We start from the raw sequence: 18,418 nt of genomic DNA on the forward strand, positions 1-18,418 counted from the left end.
AAACAATGCACAGAGTTGTCCACAGGTTTTGTGCATAGACCGGACACCGTACCTCGCGGTCGCGATCGACACACCGCTACGGCAAGTGTTCGACTATCGCGCGCCGGAAAGCGCAGCAGTGGGCGCGGGATTTCGCGTGTGGGTGCCGTTCGGTCGACGTCGTGTGGTCGGCGTGGTTGTCGAAGGCATCGATCAAACCGAAGTCCCCGCGAATAAACTGCGCGCGGCGTTCGAAGCCATCGACACCGAACCGACGTTCGATGCCGGCCTGTTGTCGCTGCTGACTTGGGCCGCGGAGTACTACCGCCATCCGGTTGGTGAGGTGCTCACCTCGGCATTGCCCGTGCACTTGAGGAACGGCGCGCCGCTGCGCGAAGAGAAGTTCCTGTGGCGGCTCACCGAACTGGGCCGCGAGAAGGCGATCGCGACGTTGCCGGCGCGGTCGGTCCGTCTGCGCGCCATCGCCGAGTACCTCACAAAGCATGAGCAAGCGCCTGCTTCCGAGATTTTGAGCGCGACCGAAAGCCCGTCATCAGCGCTCCGCAATCTCGAAGCGCGCGGCTTCGTCGAGGAATTCGCGCGAGAGAAGACGGAAACAGTACCCCCCGTATCGATCGTGCGGGCCGGCCCCCCTCTTAACGAAGCGCAAACCGCTGCGGTCGAGCGAATTCGAAACACCCTCGGCACCTTCGCCTCGCACTTGCTGTACGGCGTGACCGGAAGCGGCAAAACAGAGGTTTATCTGCACGTGATCGAGGCTGTTCTCGCGCGAGGTCAGCAAGTGCTGGTGCTCGTGCCCGAGATCGCGCTCACTCCGCAGCTGATCTCACGCTTCCGTGCACGCTTCGACGCGCGGCTCGCGGTTCTGCATTCCGGTTTGAACGACACGGAGCGCTTGAGCGCATGGCGAGACGCGCGCGAAGGCACGGCTCGCATCATTATTGGAACGCGCTCGGCCATCTTCACGCCGCTGCTGCATCCGGGCCTGATCATCATCGACGAGGAACACGACGCCTCGTTCAAACAGCAGGACGGCTTTCGCTACTCGGCGCGCGATCTCTCGCTGGTACGCGCACAGCGCTTGGGCATTCCAGTCGTACTCGGCTCGGCGACGCCCTCGCTGGAAACATTGGCGCGCGCTCGGAAGCAACCGGAAGCGCTCTCGCATCTTCCTCAGCGCGCCGGCAGTGCGCGACCGCCGCAGCTCGCCCTGGTGGATCTGCGCAAACATGGCGCGACTCAGGGCATCGCCACACCAACGGTTATGACTATTCGGCGTCATCTCGACGCCGGCGGACAGGTCATGCTGTTCATCAACCGCCGCGGTTACGCGCCCGTGCTGTTCTGCCCGAACTGCGGATGGTCGGCCCACTGCCCTCGCTGTGACGCTCATTTGACTGTGCACGCGCGCGGCCGCGATCTCATCTGCCATCACTGCGGCTCACAGGAACCCATGCCGCCCGGCTGCTCCAACTGTTTCGCCGACGTAAAGCCAGTCGGCCAGGGCACGGAACGGATCGAAGAAGCCCTTCAGCAATTGTTTCCGGGCGCGCCGATGGCGCGCATCGACCGCGACAGCATGCGACGCAAAGGCGAGCTGGAAGAAACACTGGCCCGAGTGAACCGCGGCGAAATCCGCATTCTGGTCGGCACGCAAATGCTGACCAAAGGCCACGATTTCCCGCAGGTCACGCTGGTGGTCGTGCTCAATGCCGATCAGGGCTTGTTCAGTACGGACTTTCGCGCATCGGAACGACTGGCCCAGACCATCGTGCAGGTCGCTGGCCGCGCCGGCCGCGCAGATCGTCCCGGTGAAGTCCTGATTCAGACGGAATATCCCGAGCATCCGCTGCTTACATTGCTGTTGACGGGCGGCTACGCGGCTTTTGCCGATGGCGCGTTGACAGAACGTGAACAAAGCGGCTGGCCGCCGTTCGCCCGCATCGCGTTGTTGCGCGCTGAAGCCACGGATCAAGACGCACCGCTGAAATTCCTGCAAGACGCACACGATCTCGCCGTGGATTTCCCGGTTCGCGGCGTGCAACTGCTCGGCCCCGCGCCCGCCCCGATGGAGCGCCGCGCCGGCCGTTTCCGCGCTCAGCTGATGATTCGCGCCCCTAGCCACTCGCCCTTGCAGAAGTTTCTAAGCGGCTGGCTGCCCATTCTCGCCATGCTGCCGGAGGCCCGGCGGGTGCGGTGGTCGATCGATGTGGATGCGGCCGAGTTGAGTTGAGTACACTGTCACGAACATCACTCTCCCCTGCCTGTTGTGAAGTACCAGATCGAACGCCTCGTGCAGGCCGCGTTGGCCTGTTTGCCGCCCGACATTCTCCCCGCGGATGTGCATCCCACCGTGGACGTCGAGCGCACACGCGATGCCGCGCACGGCGATTTCGCGACAAACATTGCGTTGCAGCTGGCCAAGCCCGCGCGCAAGAACCCGCGCCAGCTGGCGCAGGCCATCGTCGATTGCATTCCCACGGGCGACCTGGTCAGCAAGATCGAGATCGCCGGCCCCGGCTTCATCAATTTCCATCTGTCGCCGCAGGCCTATCAGCAGGAGCTGTCGCGCATTTTCGATCTTGGCGTGGCTTACGGTTACAACAAGCGCGGCGCCGGCCAGAGCGTCGTCGTCGAATTCGTTTCCGCAAACCCCACGGGGCCGCTGCACGTCGGACACGGGCGGCAAGCCGCGCTCGGCGATGCGCTCGCAGCGCTGCTGCAGTCACAGGGCCATCCGGTCAGCCGTGAGTTCTACTACAACGACGCCGGCGTGCAGATTCAAAACCTGGCGCTGTCCGTCCAGGCTCGCGCACGTGGCCTGAAGCCCGGCGATCCGGAGTGGCAGGAAGGGTGGTACGCGGGCGAGTACATCCAGGACATCGCCAACGACTTCCTCGCGCGCAAGACCGTGCACGCCTTCGACGGCGAGCCGATCCGCGCCAGCGGCAAGATCGACGATCTGGATGCGATCCGCCGGTTCGCGGTCACCTGTCTGCGGCACGAGCAGGATATGGACCTGCAGAAGTTCAGCGTGCGCTTCGACACCTATTACCTGGAGTCGAGCCTGTACAGCGACGGTAAAGTCGAGGCGACGGTGCAAGGCCTGGTCGCGAGCGGCCACACCTACGAGAAAGACAGCGCGCTGTGGCTGAAGACCACGGATTTCGGCGACGACAAAGACCGTGTGATGCGCAAGTCGGACGGCACATACACGTACTTCCTGCCCGACGTCGCGTATCACGTCACCAAGTGGCAGCGCGGTTTCTGCCGCGCCATCAACGTGCAAGGCTCCGACCATCACGGCACCACCGCACGTGTGCGCGCGGGCCTGCAAGCACTGAACATGGGGATTCCCAAGGGGTATCCCGATTACGTGCTTCACAAGATGGTGAAGGTCATGCGCGGCGGCGAGGAAGTAAAGATTTCCAAGCGCGCCGGCTCCTATGTGACGGTGCGCGATCTGATCGAGTGGGTGGGCCGCGATGCCGTGCGCTTCTTCCTCGTCTCACGCAAAGCCGACTCGGAGTTTGTCTTCGATATCGATCTGGCGCTGGCCGAGGGGGAGGAAAATCCTGTCTATTACGTGCAGTACGCGCACGCTCGAGTGTGCAGCGTGTTCCGTCAGCTCCAGGAAAAGGGGCTAACTCACGACCGTGAGATTGGCGAGGCCAATGTGGAGCTGCTGACCGAGTCGCACGAGAAGGCGCTGATCCGCCGGCTCACCTACTATCCTGAGCTGCTGGAGAACGCCACGCACGAGCTCGAACCGCATCAGCTCGCGCACTATCTGCGCGACCTGGCGGGCGACTTCCACACCTACTACAACGCGCACAAGTTCATCATCGATGACGTGAAGCTGCGCAACGCGCGCCTGAACCTGGTCGCGGCCACCCGCCAGGTGCTGGAGAACGGCCTGAAGCTGCTGGGTGTTTCCGCACCGGAGAAGATGGAATCGAAGAAGGCGGCGACATCTAGCGAGGAATGACGCACCAGCGCAAACTTACGCGGGTGACCCTTCTTTCCTTCTCTCGTCGCTGCTGATTCCACCGTCTGCTTCATGGCAAAGGACTACAAACATTCCAAGCGCCGCGCCGGCTCGTCGGGGCTGTCCGGCATGGCGGGCTTCGTCTGCGGCCTGGCACTCGGCCTCGCCGTCGCGCTCGGCGTCTATCTGTTCGATCGCCGCACCGAAGCACGGCTCACCGCCCAGCAGACTGCCGCGCCGATGATTCGCGACGAAGCTCAGGCGGAGAACAAGCCCGCGCCAGCGTCGCAGGAACAGGCTCAGACGCAGGAATTCGACTTCTACGAAATGCTCCCCAAGTACGAAGTCGTCATCCCCGAGCAGGACGCCCGCGGCGGCGCCGCGCCCGCCGTGGTCGCGGGACCGGTGGAGAAGCCGGGCGCTTATATCTTGCAGGCCGGCTCATTCCGCAACTTCAAAGACGCGGATCGGGTGAAGGCGATGATCGCCATGCAGGGCGTGGAGTCGAAGATCCAGAAAGTGACCATCGACAAAGATACGTGGCACCGCGTACGCGTCGGCCCGATCACGAACCTGCAGAAGCTCGAAGACACGCGCAGCAAGCTGCGCCAGGCGCAGATCGACGCGTTGGTTATTCGCGTCGGCGAGTAGAGGCACGCTATCGCATTTAGCGCAACGCGAAGCGTCTGCGCGAAGCCCAAGCGTAACCTCAGTCTTCAGCCAGTTGGCGAAAGTCAACGCCGAGCGAGCGAAGCTTGCGATACAAGTGCGTGCGCTCCATACCGACGCGCTTGGCGAGCTGGCCAACCTTGCCATTGCACAAGATCAGTTGCTGCTGCAGATACGCGCGCTCGAAATGCTCACGAGCTTCTCGCAGTGGAAGGGCCAGCAAGTCCTGTTTGACCAAAGGCTCGTTAGTCGGCGCATGCGCCGCCAGCTCACGCTCGATCTCATCCAGGCGAATCTCTTCCTCGCCACCGAGGATCAACAACCGCTGCACGAGATTCCGCAGCTCGCGCACATTGCCCGGCCACGGGTAATTCCGCAGGCGATTCTGCGCGGCGACGCCGAAGCGGCGGAAAGGAAGGTGCTGCTCGTCGACCAACCGATCGACGTAATGACGCAGCAGATCGGGCACATCCTGCGCGTAATCCCGCAGCGGCGGCACGTTCAGCGTGATCACATTCAATCGTGACAACAGCTCGAGCCGCACGCCCGTGCCCTCGGCATTGAGGAATCGCGACGTCGCGGACCCAATGATTCGAATGTTTGTACCAACCGGCGTCGCACCGCCGACACGCGTAAAGGTGCGCGTCTCGAGCGCCGCGACCAGCAAGCCTTGTGCTTTCGGCGGCAGATCTTCCACGCCATTGATGAACAGCACACCGCCCGCCGCCTGCTCGAACACACCGGCGTGATTGCCATTGACATCTTCAGTGCCGAACAGCGCCGCGGCGGCGCCTTCATCACTCACGCCCGTAGCGACGAGTTGCACAAACGGCCCTGACGCACGCGGGCTCAACGAATGTATGTAACGAGCGAATGCCTCGCGCCCGCTGCCCGGCTCGCCCACGATGAGCACCGGCGTTTCATGCGGAGAGACCTGCTGAACCTGCTCTCGAAGCGCGGTCATCGCGCGGCTCTTGCCGACGGGCGCCAGCAGCGGCGGCACCAGTGAACGACCCGTCAGACGTTTGTTACGCCCGGAATCCAGCGCGCGCTCGACTGTGCGCAACAGCTTGGCCAGCGACAACGGCTTCTCGACGAAATCGAAGGCGCCGAGACGCGTCGCTTCAACCGCGGTCTCCACGGTGCCGTGGCCCGACATCATCACGACCGGGCAAGAAGTACCATTCGGCTGCACCCATTCGCGCAGCAGGGTGATGCCATCGGTATCGGGCATCCAGATATCGAGCAGGACCAGATCGGGATCGTGTTGAGCACGCGCGGTACGTGCCTCGGCGGCGTCTGCGGCGACATCCACCTCGTAGCCTTCGTCCGCCAGGATCTCCTTGAGAAGCCCGCGGATCTCGCTTTCGTCATCGACGACTAGTATGCGTGCAGCACTCATGCCCGCTCCCTCCTCGGTCCGGCGCGCCGTTCGCGAATCGGACCGCCGCCGCGGACCGCAGTCAACGGCAACTCGATACACACCCGCGCACCCCCTGTGCGCACATTATCGGCAGCAATGGCCCCGCCGTGCTCTTCGACTATTTTTTTCACAATCGCGAGTCCCAGGCCCGTGCCTTTCGGTTTGGTCGTTACATAAGGATCGAACACCTGGCCGATCACATCCGGTCGGAAGCCCGGTCCATTGTCCTCCACGACGATCTCCGCCGCGCGGGCGGCCGTCGCCCCGCTGCCTTTCTCGATCAGCTGCGTCACCACGCGCACCGACGGATCGGGCACCCCCTCCAGCGCTTCCCACGCATTGGCCAGCAGATTATGGATGATTTGCCGCATGCGGCCACGGTCGGCCTCGATCTCCGGCAGCCCCTTCTGCAGCTGCAGGGTCGTGCCCGGCCGGCCAGGCGCGCGATACAGCTCCGCCACTTCGCCGATGAGCTGGTTCAGGTCGAATCGTGACACATCCATCTCGGGCGCGCGCGCGTACTCGCTGAAGGCGTTGACCATCTCCTTCATGGCCTCCACCTGCTGGACTATGGTGTGGGTAGCACGGTCCAGCACCTGGCCCTGGGTCGCGTCGATATGCCCCAGCAGCTTATGACGCAGCCGTTCCGCGGATAGTTGGATCGGGGTGAGCGGATTTTTGATTTCGTGCGCCAGGCGCCGCGCGACCTCGCCCCAAGCGGCGTCGCGCTGGGCCTGCAGGAGGGCCGTGATGTCGTCGAACACGATGACATAGCCGCCAGGCGTCTGATCCTCGCCGGATAGCGTAGTACAAGCACACATCAGGATGCGGCGGGTCGAATCGCCCTGAAGCACCAGCTGCTCGCGCCACTCGCTCTGCCCCGCGGCCAGATGTGCGCTACAGGTGGATCGGAACTGCTCGAACAGCGTGCTCTCGCTGCCCGTCTCCGACAGTGGCTTGCCGATCAGCGCGTCTACCTCCACGGCGAGAATGGAGCATGCCGCCTCGTTCGCGGTACGAATGGTCCGATCGGGCTCGAGCGAAATCACGCCCGTGGACAGTCGCGCCAGAATGACCGACAGGTTGGCGCGCTCGGCTTCCACAGCCTGTTGGACACGCCGCGTTTCTTCGCGCGACTTCGCGAGGCGCTTGGTCATGTCATTGAACGAATGCACGAGAATGCCCATCTCGTCGTGCGAGGTCAGCGGCAAGCGCAGATCGAAATCGCCCTTCGCGACCGCGCGCGTGCCCGCGACCAGATCCTGAATCGGACGCACCAGGCGCCGCGCAGCCCAGAACGCGCCATACAGCGCGCCAAACAATGACAATAGCAACACCAATGTCAGCGTCAGCGTGAAGCTGGTTTTCAGCGGCTCGCGCAAGCGCGCTTTCTCGCCGTAGCGCTGATAGGAAGATTCGACCGTGTCCGCCAGCTCGCCGAGTCGTCGCTCGACGGGATAGATGGCCTGCAATACGCGCATCTCGTCGCCGGGCAATACTTGCGGCACACGCACTGCCGTGCGCACTAGATAACCACCGCCCGCGGCGGGATCGAGTGCAACGTAATCGCGGCCCTGACGAACTTGCATCGTCATCTCGTCGCTCAACGGCGCGGGCACGATCTCACTGAGCCGATCGGAGCTGGTCGCCAGGATGCGGCTGTTCGATGCAACCAGCGTGAGCTCGACGGCTTCATTCTCACGACGCAACTCATCTAGTGCTTGGAATGCACCGACCCGTATCGGAGCAATGCGAGCCGCCACTGAGCGCGTACGCTCCAGATATTCGCGCATGCGTAGATCGAGCGCGGCTCGCGAGAGCGTCAGTGCATCTTCCAGGCCCTGGCGAATCTCGACGTGGAACCAGCTGTCGATGCCGCGGTTGAGAAACACCACGGAGAAGTAGAACACCAGCAGCAGCGGCGCCATCGCGAGCGTCGCCGACATCCACACCATGCGCGCTTCCAGACGCGAGCCGACCACTCGCTTGCGCCAGTCGCGCACCAGCTGCGCGAGGCGCCCACCGATCAGGATCAGTAGGACCAGCAGGCCCGCGACGTTGACGCCGACGATGAAGGGGTGCAGATCGCTGAAGTGCGCCGACTGCTGCACGGTCTGCGCCATGATGAGCAGCGCAGCCACCCACAGCCCCGATCCGATGAGCACCAGGATCGAGACTAGAGTGCGTTTCAGAGTTGCGGCGACCATGTGTACCACTCGCTGCGCTGCCGCCAGTCGTCCGACCAGAACAGCACGAAGCGCAAGGTATCGGGCATCGTGCGCACATCGAGATTACCGCGCACGCTGATTTCGTGCCGCCGGTTCGGCGACACCAGTGCCTGGTCCAGGATGGGCAGGCGGCTGATCACGCGCAGGGCATCGAGCGCGGCGTCCAGCGTCGCATAAGACGCTTGTTCGCCGCTATTCAAATTGCGCACCAGGTAGCGCTCGCTGAGCGCGCGGTACGCCAGTTCGTACGACTGATCGAGTGTCGCGACCGTCTCGTCCAGCCAATAACTGCGCTGACGTTTGACCACGATCTCCAGGTGCAGCGTGAGCGGCACCCCCTCGCGGATCGCCGCCCGTGCGCCCTCGGGCAGGTCGAAATTGAGCGTGGCGTTCAGCTCGTAGACGCCCTCGGCGGGCTCGATATAGGCGGACCGGACTTCAAACCGCGGCGGAGCCTGGGCGGATGCGGCCGACCCGAGCAGCAGGCAAAGCGCCGCCAGCAACGCCATGAGCCACGTCAAAGCGCCGCGGATCGCGTCCAGCGCGCTCAGGCAAAGCACATTGCGCCAGGTTGGGCTTGCCGCCACGGAGCATCCTTAACCGAGATTACCGGACGAGTTCATGTTGGTTGATGCAGGCAGGACCGCGCTTGGGCCGCGCGGCTTCTCGAGCAGAGCATAATAAAAACCATCCATCCCCGCGGAACCCGCTGCGATTCTTAAGCCATGAGCGCCGACGCGCGTTCCCTCCCCGACGGGTGGCAGCGCCTGCAGTCTCTCGCCAGTGACATCGCGCGCGCTCGACTCGTCACGCAGAAAGTCCGCTATCACCGCGGTAGTCTCGACCTGTAAGGCTGAGCAGCTTGCGTAAAGCAATCTGCCACCCGACAGCAGCAGCGGCCACAAAGCCCGCAACAGCTGCGACTGGCGCGCCGCCAGCGCCGCGATGTCATCGCTCCGGCGCAGCAGCTTGATATCCGGATGACGGCGAATGACGCCGGTCGCGGAGCACGGCACATCGAGCAAGATGCGGTTGAACGGTTTGCCGTCCCACCATTTCGCCGGCTCGGCAGCGTCTGCCGCGACGACCTGCGCGGAGACGCCCAATCTGTGCAAGTTCTGCGAGACGCGCGTCAACCGCTCGGGAGAAACATCGACCGCGGTGAGCGCGGCAAGTTCAGGCTCCAGTTCGAGCAGGTGACCCGTTTTTCCGCCCGGCGCGGCACACGCGTCGAGGATGCGCTCGCCTGCTTGCGGATCGAGCAGATGGCCCGCGAACTGCGCGGCGGCGTCCTGAACCGAAACCATCCCCTCCGCGAAGCCCGGTAAATCGCTGACATCCATCGCCCGGTCGAGCAACAGCGCCGTGTCATCGAACGCGCTGGCAAGCACACCGATCTGCTTTGCCTGCAATTGCTCGCGATAGTTCGCAGCCGTGACGCGCGCCCGATTCACGCGAATCCAGAATGGCGGCCGCTGATTGTTCGCATCGAGAATTTCATTGGCTCGCTCGCCCCAATCCTTGCGCAACTTTTCCACGAGCCAGCGCGGATGCGCGGTGCGCACGGCCAGATCACGATCGATCTTCGGCAGCAACTGCGCATGCTCCCGCTGACAGCGGCGCAAGATCGCATTGACCAATCCCGAAGCGCGCGGCTGTTTGAGCACTCTAGTGGCTGCAACAGTCTCGGCAACCGCCGCATGCGCGGGAATATCCGTGTATATCAGCTGGCACAAGCCGACGATGGCGAGCGCGCGGATCTCGGGCTCGAGCGTTTGATTGGGCCGGCTCAACAGGCGGTCGAGCAACGCGTCAAGGCGCACGTACCAGCGAATGCTGTCGTAACTCAGCGACCGCAGCAGTCCGCGCTCTTGTTTGTTACTCGTGCTCTCGGCGCTCAGCACCGCATCGAGCGAACGACCGTGCTCGACCACTTCCGCGACGATTCTCGCGGCTCTTGCTCGGACTGCAGCTGATGCGCTCACGAGCCAAAGACCGCGCCTTCGGGGCGATGCGCTCTGAGGAAATCCGCAGCCGGCATGGCCTTGCGACCCGCCGCTTGCACGCGAGTGAGTTGCAACGTTCCAGCGCCGGTTGCGACTTCGATGCCGTCGCTGCTCGTTGCGATGACGGTGCCTGGCGCAGCGGATGATTTCTTATCCGAGGGCATCGCTTCCCAAATGCGCAGCTGCTGACCGTTCCAACGCGTCTCGGCGATGGGCCAGGGATTGAAGGCGCGCACGTGCCGATCGATTTCGATGGCGGACTTCGACCAATCGATCAACGCTTCTTCCTTGCGAATTTTCGCAGCGTACGTTGCGCCTTCCTGCGGCTGCTCTCGGGGTATGGCCTTGCCCGCCGCGATTGCGTCGATCGCTTCGATCACGGCTTCGGCGCCGAGCGTCGACAATCGATCGTGCAGACTCGAACCCGTTTCGCGTGCGTCGATCGGAGTCACGCGCTCGAGGAGCATCGGGCCGGTGTCGAGCCCGACGTCCATCTGCATGATGGTCACGCCGCTCTCTTCATCTCCTGCCTGAATTGCGCGCTGAATCGGTGCGGCTCCACGCCATCGAGGCAGCAGCGACGCATGAATATTCACGCAACCGAGCTGCGGCGTGTCGAGCACCGCTTTCGGAAGCAGCAGTCCATACGCGACGACGATCATCAAATCGGCTTGATATTGCGCGAGGCGCTGCACCGCTGCTGGATCTTTCAACGTCGGCGGCTGTTCGACGGGCAGTTGGTGTTTGAGCGCACACTGCTTTACCGCGCTCATCGTCACTTGTTGCCCACGACCGGCGGGCCGATCCGGCTGCGTATAAACCGCCAGCACGCGGTGTCGCGAGGCGACCAGCGCTTCCAGCGGCGGCACCGAGAACTCGGGAGTGCCGGCAAAGATGAGTGACAACTGGGAGGACATCAAGACTCAACCGGGAACGGGGGCGGGCAGTTTAAGTGTTCGTATTGGACTTCGCGCCACCGGACACCCGCCCATAAACAGAGAGGGGCCTTTCGGCCCCGCTCTTGCAACAACCGTCAGAGCGCCTTGCTCCGACCGCGAGCCGCGTCGGCGGCCTTTTCCTTGCGATCCTTCTCGAGCTTCTTGCGGATCCGGGTGCGCTTCAGATCGGACAGGTAGTCGACGAACAGCTTGCCTTCCAGATGGTCCATCTCGTGCTGAATGCACACGGCCAGCAGCCCATCGGCGTCGAGCTCGAACTGCTTGCCGTCGCGATCCAGCGCCCGCACGCGGATGCGGTCGGCGCGCTTGACCTTCTCGTAGATGCCGGGCACCGAGAGGCAGCCCTCCTCGGTCTCTTCCATGCCGCTATGGCTGACGATCTCCGGATTGATCAGCGCCAGGCGCTCGTTGCGCTTCTCGCTGATGTCGATGACCAGCAGCCGCTTGTGGACGTTGACCTGGGTCGCGGCCAGGCCGATGCCCGGGGCGGCATACATGGTCTCGAACATGTCGTCGATCAGCTTTCGCAGGGCGGCATCCACCTGTTCCACGGGTTGCGCTTTGGTGCGCAGGCGCGGATCGGGGAATTCGAGAATCGGAAGTAGTGCCATGTTCGAAAACGTCAGAAGGTGGAGACTTGTCGCCCGGTCGATAGGCATTGTGCAGCCGAATCCGCTGGACACAAGCCCCCGTGCCCCAACTCGTGGCTATGGCTGCGATAGAAGGTGCGAATTCGGTGGCGGCCTCAGGTGGCGGAGGCAGGAATGAGAACCACGTCGCGGGCTGAAGCCCCATTTCTGCACTCGTTGCAATGATGCTGCTAAAGTTCGGCCACTGTTGAACTTAATGTCGGCCCCGACTGTGCTTTTTGCGCGCCAGTACAAAGCCTTACGCGTCGCGAAAGCACCTTCAGGCGCCCCGTTCAGGGACTCTAATCGGAGCTCGTTGAAGCGCATGAAAACTGCGAATCTGGCACTTCGTCCGGCGATCCTGCTGAGCCTGGTCGCGGGCCTGACCGTCTCCGCGGGCCTGTTGGCGCCGCCGAGCACCCTCGCCCAGGAAGGCCCGGCGCAAACCGTCGGCTCCGGCAGCAATATTCCGCTGACCACCGATGCCCCCGATCAATATGTGGTCAAGACCGGCGACACGCTCTGGGACATTTCCAAGGTGTTCCTGCGGGAGCCCTGGTATTGGCCGGAAATCTGGTATGTGAACCCGCAGATCGCCAATCCCCACCTGATCTATCCCGGGGATGTGCTGAAGCTGGTTTATGTGGACGGTCAGCCCCGTCTGACGGTGGCCCAGCGCGGCGGCGAGACCGTCGAACGCGGCCAGGGCGGCAAGCGCCTGTCGCCCGAAGTGCGCCGCGAGCCGCTGAGCCAGGCCATCACCGCCATTCCCTACGATGTGGTTGCCAGCTTTATGGGTCGTCCCACGCTGCTGACCAAAGATCAGGTAAAGACCGCACCGTACATCGTCGCTCTGCGCGACTCGCACATGATCGGCGCCATCGGCAATGAAGTGTACGCACGCGGTATCGAAGAAGCCGCGCCGGACACGCGCTACAGCGTCATTCACGTGGGCGAACAGCTGCGCGATCCCGACAATAACGATCTGCTCGGCTACTCGGGCCTGTATGTGGGCTCGGGCCCGGTCGCGACACAAGGCGATCCGGCCAAGATCTTGATGACCGATTCGACCCGCGAAGTCCTGCAAGGCGACAAGGTGTTTCCGGAGTCGGTGGATGTGAATGTGGACTTCGTTCCGCACGCGCCGTCCGCCGAGATCGATGCCGGCATCATCGCCGTGCGCAGTCATACCGTGATGGGCCAGTATCAAGTGGTCGCGCTGAACCGCGGCTCGTCCGCGGGCCTCGAGCCCGGCCACATCCTGGCTGTGTTTCAGCGTGGCGAAGTGGTGCGCGATACGTTCAAAGAAGGCGGTCTCGCAGCGAACCGCAAGGGCCGCGGCCCCAGCCTGTTCGGCACCAAGGTGCAGCTGCCCGATGAACGCGCAGGCGTCATCATGGTGTTCAAAGCGTTCGACAACATGAGCTACGCGCTCGTGATGGAAACGACGCACGAAATTCGCCAGGGCGACCGCGCTAAAAACCCATAAGCGCGCTTTCGCGCCGGTTATGTTCATGAGCTCATGGAAGAGCTCCAAACATGGCTGGCCGAGGCACGGGTGCCCGGCTTCGAAGCCAAATCCCAACACCCCCTGCTCGAACGACACCTGCGCTGGCTCGATCATCCAGCGCATCACTTCCTGCGCATCGGCTCGCCCGGCTATCCGCCGTTGTTAGCCAACCTGCCCGATGCTCCCACCGGTTTGCTGGTGCGCGGCGATCCAGATGTCTTGCGCCTGCCGCAGCTCGCAATCGTCGGCTCCCGCAATCCCACCCAGTCGGGACATGACATAGCGCGCCAGTTTGCCGCGCAGCTGACGCGATCGGGCCTGGTCATCACCAGCGGCCTGGCCATCGGCATCGACGCCGCAGCTCACCGGGGCGCGCTCGAAGGCGGCGGCAGGACCGTCGCCGTGTGCGGCACGGGGCTTGATATCGAGTACCCCCGCGCCAATGCTGGGTTGGCAGAGGAAATTGCATCCGGCGGCGCGCTGGTCAGCGAATTTCCTTTGGGCACGCCGGCGAGCAAAAGCAACTTTCCTCGGCGCAATCGCATTATCAGTGGATTGTCACTGGGCACATTGGTGGTGGAGGCTGCGGTGCGGAGCGGCTCGTTGATCACGGCACGGCTGGCGGGCGAGCAAGGCCGCGAGGTTTTCGCGATCCCCGGCTCGATCCGCAACCCGCTCGCGCGCGGTTGCCACAAACTGATCCGCGACGGCGCCCAGCTGGTGGAAACGCCGGACGATATATTTTCGGAGTTGGGTCCGTTGGCGGCCGCGCTCCGGCACGCTGCCCCGGTGTCGGCGAAAACCGCTGAAAGCACAGCAGTTTTGGCCCCGGCATTGGACAAAGGTTATGAAATCCTGTTAGATGCGCTCGGCTTCGAGCCGGCCAGTGTCGACGTTTTGATCGCACGTACCGGCCTCAAGGCCGACGAGGTAGCGTCAATGCTGCTGATCCTCGAACTGGAGGCGCGCATCGACGCCTGCCCTGGCGGGCTTTATGTCCGGCGCCTCTCCTAAGGCAGAGAAATGAAGGAAAGCGTTCTCGATATCCTGATCTATCTCTTCGAGAATTACTTCGACGCCGATCTGGACTGCGCCCCCGAACCCGACCGCGACACACTCCGGGACGAATTGGAACGCGCTGGTTTTTCCGAACGAGAAGTGGGCCGCGCGCTCGAGTGGCTCGAGCAGCTGTCGGCCGATCCGAACCGCGCCGGCGCTATTCCGGGATCGCGAGCGATTCGCATCTTCGATGCGCGCGAACAGGCACGGCTCGACACCGAATGCCGCGGGTACATTCTGTACCTTGAGAACATCGGCATCATCAGCCCGGCGCAGCGTGAACTGGTCATCGACCGCCTGCTGGCGCTCGATGTGCAACAGATCGACATTGAACAGGTGAAGTGGGTGGTGCTCATGGTGCTGTTCAGCCAGCCCGGCCAACAGAGCGCCTACCTGCGGATGGAGGACTTGGTATTCGATAACCGTCTGCAAGTGGTGCACTGATAGCGGCGTTCGACACTCCGCAATTTTCAGTAGCACCGCGGCCACCGCGGTTTCTTTTTTTATGGAGCAGAAGAATCTAGTCATCGTGGAATCGCCCGCCAAGGCGAAGACCATCAAGAAGTACCTCGGCAAGAATTTCGAGGTACTCGCTTCCTATGGCCATGTTCGCGACCTGGTGCCGAAGGAAGGCGCGGTCGATCCGAAGCGCAAGTTCGCGATGCGCTATCAGATCCTGGAAAAGAACGAGAAGCACGTCCAGGCGATCGCCAAGGCGCTGAAGAAATCCGATGCTCTGTATCTGGCGACCGACCCTGACCGCGAGGGCGAAGCCATTTCCTGGCACCTCACCGAGCTGCTCAAAGAACAGGGCGTGCTCGACGGCAAGGACGTGCACCGCGTGGTGTTCTACGAGATCACCAAGAACGCGATCAAAGAAGCCATCGGTCAGCCGCGCGACATCTCGCAGGATCTGGTGAACGCGCAGCAGGCGCGGCGCGCGCTGGATTATCTGGTCGGCTTCAACATCTCGCCGCTGCTGTGGAAGAAGGCGGGTCTGCCGGGCGCATCCGCGGGCCGAGTGCAGAGCCCGGCACTGCGCATGATTTGCGAGCGCGAGGAAGAGATCCTTGCCTTCAAGCCGCGCGAGTACTGGACCATCGACGCCGACGCCGAGAAGTCGAAGCAAATCTTTCCGGCGCGGCTGATCGAATACCGCGGCGAGAAAGTCGAACAGTTCACGGTGACGAACGAGAGTCAGGCCACCGATGTGCGCACTGCCATCGAGAACGCGGCCAATGGCAAGCTCAGCGTCGCCCACATCGACAAGAAGCAGCGCAGGCGCAATCCGGCGCCGCCGTTCACGACGTCGACGCTGCAACAGGAGTCCGCCCGTAAGCTCGGCTTCGGCGCTCAGCGCACCATGCGTCTCGCGCAGCAGCTGTATGAAGGCGTGGACTTCGGCGAAGGCGCGGTCGGTCTCATTACTTATATGCGTACCGACTCGCTGAATCTCGCGAACGAAGCCGTCGCCGAGATCCGGCAGGTCATCGGCAACATATATGGCGCCGAAGCGCTCCCCGAATCGCCGCGCACGTACAAGACCAAGTCGAAGAACGCCCAGGAAGCGCACGAAGCAATTCGTCCGACCTCGGCGGCCATCACGCCCGAGCGCCTCGCCGGCAAGATCGACAACGATCAGTTCAAGCTCTACAGTTTGATCTGGAAGCGCGCGGTCGCGAGCCAGATGGAAGCCGCGGTGTACGACACCGTCGCAGTGGATCTGGTGCCCGGCACGAGCGCGAAGCGTGAAGGCTCGACCGCCGTGTTGCGTGCGAACGGCTCGACGCTCGTGAAGCCCGGCTACATCGCCGTATACAAGGAAGGTCAGGACGACACGGTCGAGGACGATAACGATCGCCTCCTCCCCGTCATGGAAGTGGGCGATCAGGTGGCGCTGCTCGAACTTCGTGGCGAACAGCACTTCACCGAGCCGCCGCCGCGCTTCTCGGAAGCGAGCCTGGTCAAAGCACTGGAAGAGCACGGCATCGGCCGGCCTTCGACTTACGCCAGCATCATTTCCACGCTGGTCAACAAGAAATATACGGCGCTCGAGAATCGCCGCTTCACACCGACGGATCTGGGCAAGATCGTCAACAAATTCCTGACCCGGAATTTCCATCATTACGTCGAGTACGGCTTCACCGCCAAGATGGAAGACGACCTCGACGAGATCGCCGATGGCCGCGAGGCCTGGGTGCCGGTGCTGGAGCGCTTCTGGACCGAATTCAAAGAACGCGTCGACATCGTCGATGAAACGGTCACGCGCGAAGACGTTTCCGAAGCGCGCGAGCTCGGCAGCGATCCGGTGACCGGCAAGCCGATCTCGGTCCGCTACGGCAAGTACGGCCCGTTCGTGCAGATGGGCACGAAGGACGACGAAGAGAAGCCGAAGTTCGCCAGCCTCAAGGCCACGCAGCGCATGGATACCATCACGCTGCCCGAAGCACTGGAGCTGTTCACGCTGCCTCGGACGATCGGTCACATGGACGATGGTCATTCGATCCGCGTCGCCATCGGCCGCTTCGGTCCGTACATTCAATACGGCGCGAAGAAGTTCGCCTCCATCAAGGACGACGATCCGTACACCATCGAGCTGCCGCGCGCGCTCGAGCTGATCAAGGCCAAGGAAGAGCTGGACGCGAATCGCACCATCCTGAATTTCGAGGAGGCAGGCATTCAGGTGCTGAACGGCCGCTTCGGCCCGTACATCACCGATAAGGTGAAGAACGCCAAGATTCCGAAGGAACGCGATCCGAAGACACTGACGCTGGATGAGTGCGTGGAGCTGCTCAAGGCCGCGCCCGAGCGTGGCAAGGGCCGCTTCGGTCGTTTCGCGAAGAAGACTGCTGCGAAGACCGATGCGTCCGCCGCTAACCAACCGGCCGGGAAGCCGGTGAAGGCCGCCGCCAAGAGCAAGACCACGCCGGCGAAGACGGCGAAAGCTCCTGCCTCGACGGCCACGAAGACCGGAAGCAAAGCCACAGCGAAGGCCGCGAGCACCGGCACCGTTCGAGCCGCCGGCAAAACAGCAGCCAAGCCGGCGGCGAAAACGCCAGCCAAGGCCGGCAGCAAGCCACCCGCGAAGCCGAAGTAACATGCGGTCGCCGTAACAAAGCGTGCGACCCATCATGACAATAGAAACGAGCGTAGCTGGCCGTCGCCAATATGAGCGTCGTCCTGCGATGGCAGCGATTTAACAGTTCCGCCTGAACCTTCGACCCGATTTCCGGGCGCGGCGCCGTTGGCTATGATTGCGCTGCATGGGGGACATTACTCAGCTGCTCGATGAGGCCCGCCAGGGAAACAGGGGCGCCAGGGAGCGTTTCTTCGCCACCGTCTACGCGGAACTCGATGGGCTCGCACGACGCCGCCTGTCGAGGGAGTCGCCGCTGACCATGCTCGATGCGCCCGGACTCGTGCACGAGGTCTACCTGCGTTTGAGTCAGCAAGCCGAGCTCCCCGGCCAGGACCGTCGCACCTTTTTCGCATATGCGTCCCGCGTCATGCGCAGTGTGATCATCGATTACGTCCGCTCGCGAAATGCCGAACGACACGGCGGCGGTCAGCGCGAGATCACGTTGAACACCGGGGTCGCGAACGAAGTGATGGCACAGCCGGAGCTCGAGAAGCTCGGCGACGCGCTCGAATCGCTCGCGAAGCTCGACGAGCGGGCGCACTGGGTGGTCGAGATGCGGTATTTCGGCGGCATGGAGCTCGAGGAGATCGCCGATTTTCTCGAGATCTCGCTGGCCACGGTGAAGCGCGATTGGAGCAAGGCCCGCGCATTTCTCCTGCACTCGCTGCGGGATGCAGCGGGAGCTGTGTGAAGGGCGAGCGCCCCGCAACCCGTGCATGGCGCGAAGCGCTCGCGCAAGTGGACCTTTTGCTTCAGCACGATCCGGAACAACGCGAAGAACCGTTGCGTCGCCTGCAAGCCACGCACC

At 63.1% G+C, this 18,418-nt stretch carries 14 protein-coding genes; 8 read left to right on the forward strand and 6 right to left on the reverse strand.

The genetic code is table 11. From position 1 onward, the window contains the following. Nucleotides 1–34 precede the first annotated feature (34 nt). From EK373_RS02785 to EK373_RS02795, 3 genes are all read left to right on the forward strand, one after another. On the forward strand, nucleotides 35–2,233 hold the full coding sequence (locus EK373_RS02785) for a primosomal protein N' (RefSeq protein WP_129643275.1): 2,199 nt from the start codon (nucleotides 35–37) through the stop codon (nucleotides 2,231–2,233). 27 nt (nucleotides 2,234–2,260) lie between these two features. Beyond that, entirely contained in the window at nucleotides 2,261–3,988 is a 1,728-nt protein-coding gene (argS, locus tag EK373_RS02790; RefSeq protein ID WP_407676183.1) for an arginine--tRNA ligase, read from the forward strand. Nucleotides 3,989–4,060: 72 nt separating this feature from the next. Next, complete coding sequence (locus EK373_RS02795; protein WP_129641220.1) at nucleotides 4,061–4,639, forward strand: SPOR domain-containing protein; 579 nt, start codon at nucleotides 4,061–4,063, stop codon at nucleotides 4,637–4,639. 58 nt (nucleotides 4,640–4,697) lie between these two features. Here EK373_RS02795 and EK373_RS02800 read toward each other — a convergent pair whose 3' ends face one another. The 6 genes from EK373_RS02800 to def all read right to left on the reverse strand — a co-directional run bounded on the left by EK373_RS02800 (nucleotide 4,698) and on the right by def (nucleotide 11,884). After that, entirely contained in the window at nucleotides 4,698–6,059 is a 1,362-nt protein-coding gene (locus tag EK373_RS02800; protein ID WP_129641221.1) for a sigma-54-dependent transcriptional regulator, read from the reverse strand. Continuing rightward, on the reverse strand, nucleotides 6,056–8,287 hold the full coding sequence (locus tag EK373_RS02805) for a sensor histidine kinase (RefSeq protein WP_129641222.1): 2,232 nt from the start codon (nucleotides 8,285–8,287) through the stop codon (nucleotides 6,056–6,058). Before EK373_RS02805 ends, EK373_RS02800 begins: the two co-directional genes overlap by 4 nt. Further along, a complete protein-coding gene (locus EK373_RS02810) occupies nucleotides 8,269–8,817 on the reverse strand; it encodes a DUF4390 domain-containing protein (RefSeq protein ID WP_129641223.1) in 549 nt (182 codons plus the stop codon). Before EK373_RS02810 ends, EK373_RS02805 begins: the two co-directional genes overlap by 19 nt. Before the next feature lie 87 nt (nucleotides 8,818–8,904). Continuing rightward, nucleotides 8,905–10,293, reverse strand: a complete 1,389-nt coding sequence (gene rsmB / locus EK373_RS02815) for a 16S rRNA (cytosine(967)-C(5))-methyltransferase RsmB (protein WP_129641224.1) — start codon at nucleotides 10,291–10,293, stop codon at nucleotides 8,905–8,907. After that, nucleotides 10,290–11,231 (reverse strand): methionyl-tRNA formyltransferase, encoded by a 942-nt coding sequence (gene fmt / locus EK373_RS02820; RefSeq protein WP_129641225.1) that lies wholly within the window; start codon nucleotides 11,229–11,231, stop codon nucleotides 10,290–10,292. The genes rsmB and fmt overlap by 4 nt, the downstream gene beginning before the upstream one ends. Before the next feature lie 116 nt (nucleotides 11,232–11,347). Further along, the gene (def, locus tag EK373_RS02825) at nucleotides 11,348–11,884 is read right to left on the reverse strand and encodes a peptide deformylase (protein ID WP_232831001.1); all 537 of its coding nucleotides are present in this window, start codon (nucleotides 11,882–11,884) and stop codon (nucleotides 11,348–11,350) included. 343 nt (nucleotides 11,885–12,227) lie between these two features. On the opposite strand from def, the gene EK373_RS02830 reads away from it, so the two are divergent. From EK373_RS02830 to EK373_RS02850, 5 genes are all read left to right on the forward strand, one after another. Beyond that, a complete protein-coding gene (locus EK373_RS02830; RefSeq protein WP_157994198.1) occupies nucleotides 12,228–13,391 on the forward strand; it encodes a LysM peptidoglycan-binding domain-containing protein in 1,164 nt (387 codons plus the stop codon). A gap of 33 nt (nucleotides 13,392–13,424) precedes the next feature. Continuing rightward, nucleotides 13,425–14,426, forward strand: coding sequence for a DNA-processing protein DprA (dprA, locus tag EK373_RS02835; RefSeq protein WP_129641228.1), 1,002 nt, complete (start codon nucleotides 13,425–13,427; stop codon nucleotides 14,424–14,426). A gap of 9 nt (nucleotides 14,427–14,435) precedes the next feature. Continuing rightward, nucleotides 14,436–14,915 carry a DUF494 family protein gene (locus EK373_RS02840; RefSeq protein ID WP_129641229.1) on the forward strand — a complete coding sequence of 160 codons (480 nt, stop codon included), beginning with the start codon at nucleotides 14,436–14,438 and terminating at the stop codon, nucleotides 14,913–14,915. Between the two features lie 61 nt (nucleotides 14,916–14,976). Continuing rightward, entirely contained in the window at nucleotides 14,977–17,568 is a 2,592-nt protein-coding gene (locus tag EK373_RS02845) for a DNA topoisomerase I (protein ID WP_129641230.1), read from the forward strand. A gap of 166 nt (nucleotides 17,569–17,734) precedes the next feature. Continuing rightward, the gene (locus EK373_RS02850; protein ID WP_129641231.1) at nucleotides 17,735–18,301 is read left to right on the forward strand and encodes an ECF-type sigma factor; all 567 of its coding nucleotides are present in this window, start codon (nucleotides 17,735–17,737) and stop codon (nucleotides 18,299–18,301) included. The last annotated feature ends 117 nt before the right edge of the window (nucleotides 18,302–18,418 follow it).

Source organism: Peristeroidobacter agariperforans, assembly GCF_004138335.1.
GTDB lineage: Bacteria > Pseudomonadota > Gammaproteobacteria > Steroidobacterales > Steroidobacteraceae > Steroidobacter > Steroidobacter agariperforans.